Raw genomic sequence first — 13,191 nt, 5'->3', positions numbered from 1 at the left:
TCAGATCCGCTCGATGTCGTGAGTGCCGAACAGGCCATAGGGCTTGATCATCAGCACGATGATGAGGACGTAGAACGGCGCGATCTCGTAGAGATTGCCCCAATGCAGATACTCGCTGTCGACATATTGCGCGATGTTCTCGAGCAGACCGATGATGATGCCGCCGAGCACGGCGCCGCCGACGGAATCGAGCCCCCCGAGGATCGCCGCCGGAAACACCTTGATGCCGTAAGCGGCCAACCCCGACGACACGCCGTTCACCACGGCGACCACGACGCCCGCGACTGCCGACACCGTCGCCGAAATCGCCCAGGCCATCGCGAACACGCTCTTGACGGAAATGCCGAGCGACTGCGCCACCTGCTGGTTGAACGCGGTCGCGCGCATCGCAAGTCCGTATTTGGAGGCGCGGAAGAACCAGGCCATGCCGATCATCATCGCAACCGACACGACGAGGCTCATGACGTAGACGGTCTGAATCTGAAGCCCGAGCAGGCTGACCGACTGGCTCTCGAATACGCGCGGAAACGGCTGCGGATTGACGCCGTACATCCATTTCAGCGTGGCCTGGAGCACGGTCGAGAGGCCGATCGTCACCATGATCACCGAGATGATGGGTTCGCCAATCATCGGCCGCAGGATCAGCACCTGGATCGCGATGCCGAAAACGAACATGAAGACCAGCGTCATCGGCATGCCGATCCAGAACGGCACCTGGTATTTCGCCAGCAGCGTCCAGCACACCCAGGCGCCGACCAGCAGCAGCTCGCCTTGGGCGAAATTGACGACTTGGCTGGCCTTGTAAATCAGCACAAACGACATCGCGACCACGCCATAGAGCGTGCCGACCACGAGCCCGTTGACCAGGAGCTGGATGAGGAAGGCGGTGTTCATGTCGATTTCCGCGCAAGATGCAGACGCAGTGACGATGCACCCTCTTCCCTTGTGGGAGAGGGTCGCTTCGCGAAGCGAAGCAGGGGTTGTCTCCGCATTGGCGGGGCGGCGAGAAGACCCCTCACCCGAGCGAGGTTGTGGCGAGCGGCGGAGATGCCCTCTCCCACAAGGGGAGAGGGCGCAGCAACGCGCATTGCGCTTATTGCGTGAGAAGGTGTCACTCCGCCGCCTCCGCCAATTGCCCGGGGCTGCCGAGATCCACCACCCGCAGCGTCGTTCGCACCCTTTGCGTGGTGCCGTCCTGGAAGCGGATCACGGTGTCGACGGGAATATCGGCGTCGCCGCGATAGATCGCATCGATGATGCCGGCGTATTTCTCGTTGATGACGCTGCGGCGCACTTTTCGCGTGCGGGTGAGCTCGCCGTCGTCGGCGTCGAGCTCCTTGTAGAGCAGCAGGAAGCGCGAGATGCGTTGCGCCGGCGGCAGCGTGAGGTTCACGGTCTCGACCTCCTTGCGGAGCAGGGCGTAGACTTCGGGCCGCGAGGCGAGATCGCTGTAGGTCGTGAACGAGAGCCGGTTCTTCTCCGCCCATTTCGAGATGATGGAATAGCGGATGCAAATCATCGCCGCGAGCGCGTCGCGGCCGGCACCAAGCACCACGGCTTCCGCGATATAGGGCGAGAATTTCAGCTTGTTCTCGATGAACTGCGGCGAGAAGCGCTCGCCGCGCGAGGTCTCGGCGAGGTCCTTGATGCGGTCGATGACCACGAGCTGCTTGTTGTCGTTGAAATAGCCGGCATCGCCCGACAGCATCCAGCCATCCCTGAGGTCGGCGACGCTCGCCTCCGGGTTCTTGTAGTAGCCGAGGAACATGTTGGGATGCCGCACCACGATCTCGCCGACGCCGTGAACGTCGGCATTGTCGATGCGGATCTCGACGCTGTCGGCCATTGGCACGCCGGTGGTGTCGGGATCGACCTTGCCCTCGGGGTGCAGCGTGTAGGCGCCGAGCAGTTCGGTCTGGCCGTAGAGCGTGCGCAGGGGCACGCCCATCGCCTGGAAGAACTTGAAGGTGTCGGGGCCGAGCGCCGAGCCACCGGTTGCGGCCGAGCGCAGGCGGGTGAAGCCGAGGCGGTCGCGCAGCGCACGGAACAGGATCGCGTCGGCAAAGCCGGAACGCTTGCCCTGCTCGATCCCGGCAAGACCAGTCTTCATGCCCACATCGAACAGGCGCTGCTTGAAGGGTGTGGCGTCCATCACCTTGGCGCGGACGTCGGCGGCGATGGATTCCCAGACGCGCGGCGCAAACAGCACGAACGTCGGCGCGATCTCGCGCAAATCGTTCATCATCGTATCCGGCTCTTCGACGAAGTTGATCTTCATCCGGCAGAGCAGGCCTTTGCCGAGCACATAGACCTGTTCCATGATCCAGGGCAGCGGCAGCACCGAGACATATTCGTCGTCCGGCCCCTTCGGGTCGAAAGCGAGATAGGTCGCGCAATGGCCGAGCACACGGCCCGCAGCGAGCATCGCCAGTTTCGGATGCGACGTGGTACCCGATGTGGTGCAGAGGATCGCAACGTCTTCGCCCTTGGTGGCATCCACCAGCCGATCGTAAAGCTCCGGCTCCCGCGCGGCGCGCGTCCGGCCGAGCTCGGCGAGTTTCTCCGCCGACATCAGCCGTGGATCGTCATATTTCCGCATCCCGCGCGGATCGGAATAGATGATGTGCTTGAGCCTTGGCACGCGCTCGGCAAGCACGAGCAGCTTGTCGACCTGCTCCTCATCCTCGGCGAAGACAAGCTGCGCCTCGCCGTAATTGAGCAGGTAGGCAGCTTCCTCATCCAGCACGTCGCGATAGAGCCCGAGGCTCAATCCGCCGATCGCATGGGTCGCCACCTCGGCAGCGACCCAGTCCGGCCGGTTGTCGCCAATGATGCCGATGACATCCTCGCGCCCCAGGCCCAATTCGATGAGACCGAGCGCGAAGTTGCGTACGCGGGTCTGATAGTCATTCCAAGTGAACGGGCGCCAGAGTCCGAGATCCTTTTCACGCAATGCGATCTCGTTGCCGTGCTCCCTGGCATTGAGCCGGAGCATCTTTGGATAGGTATCGGCCTGCGCGACGCGGCCTGCATAATCCATCATGCCGCGCTCTCCTGCGCCGGCGGGGCATCGTCCGGATCGACCAGCACCTCATCCTCCTCGCCGAGATAGGCGCGTCTGACGTGGGGGTCGGCGAGCACCGCGGCCGGATCGCCCTCGGCGATCTTGCGGCCGAAATCCAGCACCATGACCCGGTGGGAGATGTCCATCACCACGCCCATGTCGTGCTCGATCATCACCACCGTCATCCCGAACTCCTCGTTGAGGTCGACGATGTAGCGGGCCATGTCCTCCTTTTCCTCGAAATTCATGCCGGCCATCGGCTCGTCGAGGAGAATGAGGCGCGGCTCCAGCGCCATGGCGCGCGCCAGTTCCACGCGCTTGCGCAGGCCGTAGGAGAGGGTACCTGCTTGCGCTTTTCGCACCGACTGAAGGTCGAGGAAGTCGATGATCTCCTCGACCTTGCGGCGATGCTCGAGCTCTTCCTTGCGCGCGCCGGTGAGCCAGTAGAGCGAGCCCGTGAAGAAATTGTTCCTCAGCAGGTGATGGCGGCCGACCATGATGTTGTCGAGCACGCTCATGTGGTGGAACAGCGCAAGATTCTGGAAGGTGCGGCCGATGCCGAGCGAGGCCCGCGCATTCGGCGTCAATCCGGTAATATCGCGGCCTGCGTAGAAGAGTTGGCCGTCGGTGGGCTTGTAGCGGCCGGAAATGCAGTTCACGATCGAGGTCTTGCCGGCGCCATTGGGGCCGATGATCGAGAACAGCTCGCCCTCCTTGATGGCGAAGCCGACATCGGTCAGCGCACGGACGCCGCCGAATCGCAAGGACACGCCGCGCACTTCGAGACTGGTAGCCACCAAACAAAGCCCTCCCGGTGATGGCGCTTTTTGTGGCGCTCTTCGTCCGTTCCTCTCGCGCAATCCTAGTACGGTCGTGCCGGTGAGGCCATGCAGCAGATGGTCTCGACCGGACCGCGCGGCTTTCGTTCCCGGTCGGGATCAAAAGCCGCATTGCCCAAGGTGGCCCTCAATAGGGGAAAGCGCTATTTAGGAATGTCTCCCGGCTGACAATTCGGTGACAAAGTTTTTCGGGCGGCAAGCAGCCTCCATCTTTCGTCGGATGCTGCTGAAATAATCGTGTTGCGGTGCAACAGAAGGATGGAGTGACGAAACGGTGCGGCTGGCCTCTAGATCATGATTTCAGAGGATCAACTGAAGCGCGTCGCCGCCTGGTCGCGCGAACTTACCAAGCAGGAGATCGAGGTCGCCCGCGGTGGAATCACGGAGCGGTCCTACGGCACTGGCGAGACCGTTTTCATGCGCGGCGACACATTCGCCTATTGGGCCGGCATGGTGAGCGGCCTCGCCCGGATGGGCGGGGTCTCGCGTGACGGCAAGGAGACGAGCCTGGCCGGGCTGACGGCGGGGGCCTGGTTCGGCGAGGGCAGCGTGCTCAAGAACGAGCCGCGCCGCTACGACGTGGTCGCGCTGCGCGACAGCCGCGTCGCGCTGATGGAGCGCAGCGCCTTCATGTGGCTGTTCGAGAACAGCGTCGGCTTCAACCGTTTCCTGGTCCGCCAGCTCAACGAGCGGCTCGGCCAGTTCATCGGCATGCTCGAGGTCAACCGCACGCTGGATGCCACCGCACGGCTCGCCCGCAGCATCGCCTCGCTGTTCAACCCGATCCTCTATCCGGAATCGACCGCGCATCTGGAGATCACCCAGGAGGAGATCGGCGCGCTGTCTGGCATGTCCCGCCAGAACGCCAATCGCGCGCTGAACCGGCTGGAGAAGGAGGGGCTGCTGCGGTTGGAGTACGGCGGCGTGACTATTTTGGATATCGATCGGCTAAGGGGATACGGGGAGGAGTGAAGCCGCGTTCGCGGCCGCAACCGCGAGCGCCGCAACCGCCGCTTGCTCTTCCGGCGCGACGAGCCCATCCTTGCCGGGATCCTGGGCCCATCTGGCCGGGTCCAGCAGACCGCGCCATCGCGGCTTCCGCAGGGTCTCGATCCATGAACTGCTCTTGTTGCGGTTCCGAGGTTCAAAGCGGCTTTGCTTTCTGCCCGAAGTGCGGCACGAAGCAGCCGAACGCGTGCCCCGCCTGCGGCTATGCGTGCGCACCGGATTTCGCGTACTGTCCGAAATGCGGCGCCCTCGTCGGTGAAGCCCCCAAAGCCAGCGGGCCGGCGACGACGCGGACGAGTCCGGTGACATTCCCGATCAGGGCTGCCTCACCACCGCTGGCGCCGAACGCAACGGCCGATGCGCAACAAGCATTTCGATCGCAGCCCGACAGGATCGACAGCGAAGCAAACCGCCGCACGATTACCGTGCTGTTTGCCGATCTTAGCGGCTTCACCACGATGAGCGAGCGACTCGATCCTGAAGTCATGCAGGCGCTTCAGAACGAATTGTTCGAGGAACTGACGGCAGCGGTGCAAAGCTTTGGCGGCTTCGTGGACAAATTCATCGGTGACGCGCTGCTTGCGCTGTTCGGAGCGCCGGCCGCGCACGAAGACGACCCCGAGCGGGCCGTCCGCGCCGCGCTCAACATGATTGGCCGAACCGCGCGCCTCAGCGAACGCGCGAAGGCGTATGCCGGTTCACCGCTCCTGCTTCATGTCGGCATCAACACCGGGCACGTGGTTGCGGGCGGACTGGGAGTTGGAGTTGCCAAATCCTACTCGGTCACGGGCGATACGGTGAATACGGCTCAACGATTGCAGTCGATGGCTTCCCCGGGCGAGGTGCTGGTCGGGCCGCTGACCTACCGTCTTACGCGGCATGCATTCTCGTATGAATCGCTTGGCGAGGTCTCGCTCAAGGGCAAGATGGGCAGCGTCCTGGTTCATCGCCTGAACGGATCGCTCGACACGCCGCGTGCGGCACGCGGCCTCGATACGCTGGGCCTGAGTGCGCCGGTGATTGGGCGCGACGCCGAGCTTGCCCGTCTGGTCGACAGCCTTGATCGCGCGTGTGGCGGCGCGGCGCAACTGGTGCGGCTGGTCGGTGAAGCCGGCATCGGCAAGACGCGTCTGGTGGACGAATTCGTTGCCCACGCCCGCGATGAGGACCGTTTCGCCGGCGTGGCGATCCGGCGCGCTGTCTGCTCGCCGCTGGGCGAACAATCCTACGGCACCCTTGCCGCTGTGCTGCGCAGCGCCTACGGCATCGCGCAGAAGGCGACCGTGGCAGAGGCCCAGGCCAAGCTGGCTACGGCACTGTTGGAGCTCGGCCTTGCGGTCGAAGAGGCCGATCGCCTGATGCCCCTTTATTTCCACGTTCTCGGTCTCGGCGATCCGGACGCCGCGTTGCAGCACGTCGAGCCCGAGCAGCTTCGGCGGCAGATATTCTTTGCGATTCGCACCGTGTTCGAACGGCGCCTGGTCCAGTCGCCGCTCCTGATCATTGTCGAGGATCTGCACTGGGCCGACGCCGTATCGCTTGAAGCGCTGCGATTCCTGATGGACCGGCTGGAGCGTACGCGGCTGATGCTGTTGTTTACGCATCGGCCCATGCTGGAACTGGATCAGTTCGGTTCGGGTCGGATCAGCCATACAACCCTTCGATTGCTTCCGCTTGGTGATGCTGACGGACAAAAGCTGCTCGCGGCCTATTTCAGCCACGGCTGGAGTGAACCGCCGGGAAATCTGTTCAGTCGAATCCTCGATCGCGCAGGCGGCAATCCACTCTTCTTTGAGGAAATCATCCGCGGTCTCATCGAAGCTGGCGCCTTGGAGCGTGACGGCTCACGGTGGCGGATCAAGTCAGATGAAGCCGCCGCCGATATCCCGGCAAGCATTCAGGCTCTGTTACTGGCGCGCCTGGACCGGCTGCCGCACGAGGTGCGCCGGTTGGCCCAGGAGGCCGCGGTGATCGGCCCACGTTTTGATGCGGCTCTTCTCGGTGCGACGGCATCCGAGCGGACGAGGGTGGAAGCGGGGCTCGAACTTCTCTGCGATGCCGAGATTGTCGAGGAGGTCGCGGGCGCGAACTCGATCTCGCTGCGATCCTATCGCTTTACGCAAACCATGCTTCAGGACGTGATCTACCAAAACCTGCTCTTGCAGCGCCGGATCGAGCTCCATGGACGGATTGGTGCCGCGCTGGAGCGGCTCTATGGCAATGAGCCCGAACGGCTCGAGGACCTCATACTTCTCGGACATCATTTCAGCCTGAGCGCGAGCAAGCCGAAAGGTGCACGCTATCTGCGCGCGGCCGGCGATCGCGCCCGCGCGACCTACGCCAATGACGATGCCATCCGCTTCTACCAGCAGGCCCTCGCCGTGTTGTTGGCCGGCGGGGAACGGGAGCCCGAACGCCTGATCCTGTACGAGCGCATCGCGGAGCTGTGTGCCGCGGCCGGACGGAGAATCACGGCTGAGGAGCACTACCAGAGTGCGCTGGAAGGTCATCGCAATGCGGAGGACCGCATCGGCGAAGCGCGAATTCTCCGCAAGCTTGGCCGATTGTTGTGGGACGCCGGCAAGCGGATCAAGGCAGAGGCGCATTATGCCGAGGCGGCCGAACTGCTGGGAGGGACCGACGCGCCTATTGAGTGGGCGCACCTCCTGCAAGAGCGCGGCCGTCTCGCGTTTCGCACGGGCGATCACGTGGCCGCCGCAAGATGGGCGGACGAGGCGCTTGGCTACGCCCGATGTGTGCCGGCGGACACCGACAGGCAAGCCGGACTCGAGGCGGCGCGCGCCATTGCGGAGGCGCTCAACACCAAAGGGGTGGCACTGGCGCGGCTTGGACGACACCAGGAGGCGGTGCGCGAGGTGGAGCAGAGTGTCGCGGCAGCCGAGACCGCCGGTCTCCTCAACGTTGCCTGCCGCGGCTACACCAATCTCGGTGTGCTCTACACGATCGTCGATCCGGCGAAGGCCGTGGAGGTTTGCCGGCGCGGACTCGATGTCGCGCGTCGGATCGGCGATCTCGGGTTCCAGGCGCGCCTTCTTGCCAATTTTGCCGTTGCCTGTTGCACCTTCACCGACAAATGTACCGAGGAGGGGGTGCCGGCTGCCGAAAAGGCGATCGAAATCGACCGCGCACTTGATCAGCGCGAGCATCTCTCCGTGCCGTTGATCGTGCTCGGGCAAATCCATCAATGCCATTTCCGGCCCGATCTGGCTGCTCGCTGCTACAATGAGGCAATCGAGGTGGCGAGCGAAACCGGCGAGCCGCAGCAGCTGTTTCCATGCTATGATGGTCTTGCGACGCTGAACCTTGATCGAGGCGACATGCCCGAGGCCGAGCGATATTTCGCGCTGGCACAGGACGTCTGCACGCGGCACGGGCTTGATCCCGCAGGGCTGATCGTACTGCCGTTTCTTGACTAGATCATGTGAAGGAGTGCCATCATGTCTGAACGTCACGTCGAAGGACCACTTCAACCGGGCGATCGTGCACCGAACGTCGTGCTGGACGCGATCACGCGCGAAGGAAAGATCGCGCTCGAAGACTTTCGCGGACAAAGCCCGATATTGGTCGGCTTGTATCGGGGGCTGCACTGCCCGTTCTGCCGCCGCCATATCGCGGCACAGGCGCAACTTGATGCCGCCTTGCACGAGAAAGGCATCGAAAGTCTCACGGTGGTCAACACGCCGATCGAGCGCGCGCGACTCTATTTCCGTTACCATCCCTTGCCCAACCTGCTCGCCGCGTCCGATCCCGAGCGGATCTCGCACCGCGCGTTCGGCCTGCCCAATATCGAGTTCACGGAGAACGAGACAGAGTGGCCGCACAAGGTCAGCATGAACGTGGTCATGAGCATGCAAGTCGACATGCCCGGCGAATTGCCCGGCCCGATGAACCGGCCGGCGGCCGCGGAGTACCTCAATAACAAGGACGGCTATGAGATAACGGAAGCCGATCAGCGCATGGCGGCAACCGGCCAAGGCCAGCTCTTTGGGCAGTTTCTGCTGGACCGCGAGGGCGTTGTGCGCTGGAGCTTTACCGAGGTGCCCGAAGGCGGCCATCGCATGTTTGCCGCGCCAAGCCCGCAGGAGCTGATGTCGGCCGCCTCGCAGGTGGCAAGCTAGGCGCCGCGTCTGGCGATCAGTCCGCCACCTTCGGCCGCTTTTCCACCAGCGCCGCCGCTATCGCCGAGATCAGCGGGCGCATGAAGTAGTGGTCTTCGACCGGCGAAACGTCCGTGCGCAAGCCGTGTGCAGCTAACTCACCGGAAACTGCCGGTCCTACCGACGCGATCAGCGTCCGCTCGAGTCCTGCGCGCAGACGCGCCTCGCTGCCATGCGCTTTCGCAGCTTCGAGGAGGCGGCGGACCTGGCCGAGATTAGTCAGCGCGATGGCGTCGATCCGCCCCTCCGCCATGTCGTCGATTGCGTTGACGATGCTGGCATCGGCCGCCTTGGGATCGTAGACGTAAGGCAATACCGTGTCGACCTCGGCGCCCTGGGCCGTGATCGCGCTGATCAGCGCGCTGTGGTCCTTGTCGGGATAAAGCTGGAGGCCGAGGCGGCGGCCGCCGAGTTCGAGCTGCGCCAGCATCTCGATCACGCCCTCAGTGGTCGGCTTCTCCGTCATCTGCTGCTGCTCGAGCCCGATCTCGCGCAGCGCCTTGCCAGGCTTCGGCCCGCGGGTGAATTTTCGCGATTTTGCCAGGGCGGCGACAAGCGCCTGGTCGAGCCCGCGCTCGCGCGCGAGCTTCATGATCCGCCGCAGGCCTTCGCCGGTCATCAGCATGAGGTCGTCGAAGGGCTTGTCGATGGCGCGGCGGATCCAGGCCTCGACCGGGGCGGGATCGGTTGCATCTTGAATGGTGAACATCGGGCATTGCACGACCTCGGCGCCCTGTTCGGCGAGCAGCTTTGAAAACTGCGCCTCCTCGCGCGTTTCCAGGATCAGGATGCGGTAGCCGTTCAGTCGGTCGGCCATGGGGATGCTCCAGTCAGGATTCGTCTGTTCATCCTGACTCCGCGCTTTACGTCGAAGCAAGTCTTGACGTCGAAGCAAGTCTTGGGATTGGCGCAAGGGCGGGGTCGGTGATAGAGCAGGGCGCAACTCGCGGGGTTCCGCGCCGTTTGCACAAACCTTCATCAAGGCCCATGCCCGATCATCAATATGTCCTGACCCTGTCCTGTCCGGATCGCCCCGGCATCGTCTCCGCGGTGTCGACTTTTCTGGCCCATAATGGACAGAATATTCTCGACGCCCAGCAGTTCGACGATGTCGAGACCAAGAAATTCTTCATGCGCGTGGTGTTCACCGCGGCCGATCTCGCCGTGGAGCTGTCTGCGCTGCAGACCGGCTTTGCCGCGATCGCGGAACGTTTCGCCATGGAGTGGCAGATGCGCGACCGTGCCGCACACCGCAAGGTGATGCTGCTGGTGTCGAAGTCCGACCATTGCCTGGTCGACATCCTCTATCGCTGGCGCACCGGTGAGCTGTCGATGATCCCGACCGCGATCGTCTCCAACCATCCGCGCGAAGCCTATGCCGGGCTCGATTTCGGCGGGATCACGTTCCACCATCTGCCGGTGAGCAAGGAGACCAAGCGCGAGCAGGAGGCTCAGATCCTGGACCTCGTTGCCAAGACCGGCACCGACCTCGTGGTACTCGCCCGCTACATGCAGATCCTGTCGGATGATCTTTCGGCGAAGCTTTCGGGGCGCTGCATCAACATCCACCACTCGTTCCTGCCGGGGTTCAAGGGCGCAAAACCCTATCACCAGGCCCATGAGCGCGGCGTCAAGCTGATCGGCGCCACCGCCCATTACGTCACCCGCGACCTCGATGAGGGCCCGATCATCGACCAGGACGTCGAGCGCATCAGCCACCGCGACACGCCCGAAGATCTCGTCCGCAAGGGCCGCGACATCGAGCGCCGCGTGCTCGCCCGCGCGATCCGCTATCATCTGGATGACCGCGTCATCCCCAACGGCCGTAAGACAGTGGTGTTTATGGATTAGCGAATGGTGAGTGGCGAGTAGAAAAAAGTCAGCCTCCTTATTCGCTACTCCCTATTCGCCATTCGCTCCTAACGCACCGCATTGCCGGGTGCCGAGCCCGTCGCGCCCTTTTGCGCCTGCTCTTCCTTCTCGCGGTCGGCGGCCGGCAGCAGCCGCTTGCGCTCGCGCTCTTTCATGTAGGCGTCGTATTGCGGCGTGCCTGCCCGTGGCGGCGCGTCCGCCGGCAAGCCACCGGCCCATTGCGGGACGTACTCGCCCATGCTGGCCGAGAGCTTTTCGTTGACGGTGCCGCAGCCGGACAGCCCCGCGGCAAGCGCGAGGAGGATCAGGAGGGAACGGACAGGCTTCGGCATTTGTGGGGGCACGCGGGTTCGGTCTGGTTGGGCGACAAGGTCAGGCGGGTGCCGGGACAGTAGCCTTCAACAAGGTAAAATAGACTTATTCGAGGTAGGTACTTAGCTACCAAGCTGCGGCCGATCGGGCTTTTGCGATGTCCAAATTCTGCAAAAGAAAGACGGAATCCTCCATCCACGCCGCTCGCCCAGTTTCTAGACTACGGCACGAGGCTTTGCGGCAAGGGGACTTGGCTTGATCGGCGAGAGGCTTTTTCGTTGACAGGTCCATTTTATTTGTACAATCGTACAAATAAAAGCGGTCGAGGTTGGGTGCTTGGCTCGCCCTGACGTAACCCGCAACATAGCTCTTTGCCGACGGAAAATCGGGACGCTCGGCTTGCGCCGAATGGTCGCCAAACGTCCGATTGACAAGGGCGGCGCGAAGGACGCCATTTGACGCGCGATAGGGCTCGTGCGTGAGCTATGGTGAGACAAGGACCGGGCACTCGGTTCGGCGCACAAGAGGTCAGGAATTAAGGGGAGGGACATCTGATGTTCGGACGTAAACAGCTTTCTTGTAGGGTCTCCTGGAAGGCCAGTTGGGCCGCCGCAGTGGCGGCCGTTGCCGGCATCGTGACCGCCGCGCCCGTCAAGGCCGAGGACGCCGTGAAAGTCGGCCTGATCCTGCCGATGACTGGCGGCCAGGCCTCGACCGGCAAGCAGATCGAGAACGCGATCAAGCTCTACATGCAGCAGAAGGGCGACACCGTCGCCGGCAAGAAGATCGAGATCATTCTCAAGGACGATGCTGCCATCCCGGACAAGACCAAGACCGCGGCGCAAGAGCTGATCGTCAACGACAAGGTCAATTTCATCGCAGGCTTCGGCGTGACACCGGCCGCGCTCGCGGCAGCGCCGCTGGCGACGCAAGCCAAGATCCCGGAAGTCGTGATGGCGGCCGGCACCTCCATCATCACCGAACGCTCGCCGTACATCGTGCGCACCAGCTTCACGCTGGCGCAGTCCTCGACCATCATCGGCGATTGGGCCGTGAAGAACGGCATCAAGAAGGTGGCGACGCTGACCTCCGACTACGCGCCGGGCAATGACGCGCTGAACTTCTTCAAGCAGAATTTCACTGCGGGCGGCGGCGAGGTGGTCGAAGAGGTCAAGGTGCCGCTGCAAAACCCTGATTTCGCGCCGTTCCTCCAGCGCATGAAGGACGCCAAACCCGACGCGATCTTCGTGTTCGTGCCGGCCGGCCAGGGCGGCAACTTCATGAAGCAGTATGCCGAGCGCGGCCTCGACAAGGCCGGCATTAAGGTGATCGGACCGGGCGACGTCACTGATGACGATCTCCTCAACAACATGGGCGACGCCGTGCTCGGCACGGTCACCGCACACCTCTATTCCGCGGCGCATCCCTCGCAGATGAACAAGGACTTCGTCGCCGCCTACAAGAAGGCTTTCGGCAACCGTCCGGGCTTCATGGCGGTGAGCGGCTATGACGGCATCCACCTCATCTACGAGGCGCTGAAGAAGACAGGTGGCGACACCGACGGCACCAAGCTGGTCGAGGCCATGAAGGGCCAGAAGTGGGAGAGCCCGCGCGGCCCGATCTCGATCGACCCTGCGACCCGCGACATCGTGCAGAACATCTACATTCGCAAGGTCGAGAAGGTCGACGGCGAACTCTACAATGTCGAGTTCGCCACTTTCGAGGCCGTTAAGGATCTCGGCAAGACCAAGAAGTGACGCGCGAAAGTGCGTCATTCGGGGGCTCTCTCTGCACACCTCTCCCGCTTGCGGGAGAGGTCGGCGCGATCCAGGCGATGCGAAGCATCGTCCCGCGCCGGGTGAGGGCCCTCTCCACACAGGGGGAAGTGCTCGTTGCGGAAGCAGCCCCACCCCAACCC

At 63.3% G+C, this 13,191-nt stretch carries 10 protein-coding genes; 5 read left to right on the top strand and 5 right to left on the bottom strand.

All coding sequences use genetic code 11. The annotated features are described in order from the left end of the window. The 3 genes from FXV83_RS34910 to FXV83_RS34900 form a co-directional block, all read right to left on the bottom strand. Entirely contained in the window at positions 1-894 is an 894-nt protein-coding gene (locus FXV83_RS34910; protein WP_148744094.1) for a branched-chain amino acid ABC transporter permease, read from the bottom strand. A gap of 217 nt (positions 895-1,111) precedes the next feature. After that, positions 1,112-3,043, bottom strand: a complete 1,932-nt coding sequence (locus tag FXV83_RS34905; RefSeq protein ID WP_148744093.1) for a long-chain fatty acid--CoA ligase — start codon at positions 3,041-3,043, stop codon at positions 1,112-1,114. Then, on the bottom strand, positions 3,040-3,861 hold the full coding sequence (locus FXV83_RS34900; RefSeq protein ID WP_148744092.1) for an ABC transporter ATP-binding protein: 822 nt from the start codon (positions 3,859-3,861) through the stop codon (positions 3,040-3,042). Before FXV83_RS34900 ends, FXV83_RS34905 begins: the two co-directional genes overlap by 4 nt. Positions 3,862-4,197: 336 nt before the next feature. Here FXV83_RS34900 and FXV83_RS34895 point away from each other — a divergent pair, with 336 nt between their 5' ends. The 3 genes from FXV83_RS34895 to FXV83_RS34885 all read left to right on the top strand — a co-directional run bounded on the left by FXV83_RS34895 (position 4,198) and on the right by FXV83_RS34885 (position 9,050). Beyond that, positions 4,198-4,875, top strand: a complete 678-nt coding sequence (locus FXV83_RS34895; RefSeq protein ID WP_148744091.1) for a Crp/Fnr family transcriptional regulator — start codon at positions 4,198-4,200, stop codon at positions 4,873-4,875. A 143-nt stretch (positions 4,876-5,018) separates the two neighbouring features. Then, positions 5,019-8,348, top strand: a complete 3,330-nt coding sequence (locus FXV83_RS34890) for an adenylate/guanylate cyclase domain-containing protein (RefSeq protein ID WP_148744090.1) — start codon at positions 5,019-5,021, stop codon at positions 8,346-8,348. Positions 8,349-8,369: 21 nt separating this feature from the next. Beyond that, positions 8,370-9,050 carry a redoxin domain-containing protein gene (locus FXV83_RS34885; protein ID WP_148744089.1) on the top strand — a complete coding sequence of 227 codons (681 nt, stop codon included), beginning with the start codon at positions 8,370-8,372 and terminating at the stop codon, positions 9,048-9,050. 16 nt (positions 9,051-9,066) lie between these two features. Here the strand turns inward: FXV83_RS34885 and FXV83_RS34880 are convergent, their stop codons facing one another. Further along, on the bottom strand, positions 9,067-9,906 hold the full coding sequence (locus FXV83_RS34880) for a uroporphyrinogen-III synthase (RefSeq protein WP_148744088.1): 840 nt from the start codon (positions 9,904-9,906) through the stop codon (positions 9,067-9,069). Positions 9,907-10,076: 170 nt separating this feature from the next. Here FXV83_RS34880 and purU point away from each other — a divergent pair, with 170 nt between their 5' ends. Beyond that, positions 10,077-10,940: a formyltetrahydrofolate deformylase gene (purU, locus tag FXV83_RS34875; RefSeq protein ID WP_148744087.1), complete on the top strand. Its 864-nt coding sequence runs from the start codon at positions 10,077-10,079 to the stop codon at positions 10,938-10,940. Between the two features lie 68 nt (positions 10,941-11,008). On the opposite strand, the gene FXV83_RS34870 is transcribed toward purU, so the two are convergent. After that, the gene (locus tag FXV83_RS34870; RefSeq protein WP_148744086.1) at positions 11,009-11,293 is read right to left on the bottom strand and encodes a hypothetical protein; all 285 of its coding nucleotides are present in this window, start codon (positions 11,291-11,293) and stop codon (positions 11,009-11,011) included. Positions 11,294-11,827: 534 nt separating this feature from the next. On the opposite strand from FXV83_RS34870, the gene FXV83_RS34865 reads away from it, so the two are divergent. Then, on the top strand, positions 11,828-13,030 hold the full coding sequence (locus FXV83_RS34865) for an ABC transporter substrate-binding protein (protein ID WP_148744085.1): 1,203 nt from the start codon (positions 11,828-11,830) through the stop codon (positions 13,028-13,030). The last annotated feature ends 161 nt before the right edge of the window (positions 13,031-13,191 follow it).

The sequence above is a fragment of the Bradyrhizobium hipponense genome (assembly GCF_008123965.1).
In the GTDB taxonomy this organism is placed as follows: Bacteria; Pseudomonadota; Alphaproteobacteria; order Rhizobiales; family Xanthobacteraceae; genus Bradyrhizobium; species Bradyrhizobium hipponense.
This window is presented reverse-complemented; position numbering and strand designations above follow the sequence as displayed.

Excerpts from the sequence above, each read along its gene's own strand:
- FXV83_RS34865 (WP_148744085.1), top strand. The coding sequence starts at position 11,828 with ATGTTCGGACGTAAACAGCTTTCTTGTAGGGTCTCCTGGAAGGCCAGT.
- FXV83_RS34880 (WP_148744088.1), bottom strand. The coding sequence starts at position 9,906 with ATGGCCGACCGACTGAACGGCTACCGCATCCTGATCCTGGAAACGCGC.
- FXV83_RS34890 (WP_148744090.1), top strand. The coding sequence starts at position 5,019 with ATGAACTGCTCTTGTTGCGGTTCCGAGGTTCAAAGCGGCTTTGCTTTC.
- FXV83_RS34870 (WP_148744086.1), bottom strand. The coding sequence starts at position 11,293 with ATGCCGAAGCCTGTCCGTTCCCTCCTGATCCTCCTCGCGCTTGCCGCG.
- FXV83_RS34895 (WP_148744091.1), top strand. The coding sequence starts at position 4,198 with ATGATTTCAGAGGATCAACTGAAGCGCGTCGCCGCCTGGTCGCGCGAA.
- FXV83_RS34905 (WP_148744093.1), bottom strand. The coding sequence starts at position 3,043 with ATGATGGATTATGCAGGCCGCGTCGCGCAGGCCGATACCTATCCAAAG.
- FXV83_RS34885 (WP_148744089.1), top strand. The coding sequence starts at position 8,370 with ATGTCTGAACGTCACGTCGAAGGACCACTTCAACCGGGCGATCGTGCA.
- FXV83_RS34910 (WP_148744094.1), bottom strand. The coding sequence starts at position 894 with ATGAACACCGCCTTCCTCATCCAGCTCCTGGTCAACGGGCTCGTGGTC.
- purU (WP_148744087.1), top strand. The coding sequence starts at position 10,077 with ATGCCCGATCATCAATATGTCCTGACCCTGTCCTGTCCGGATCGCCCC.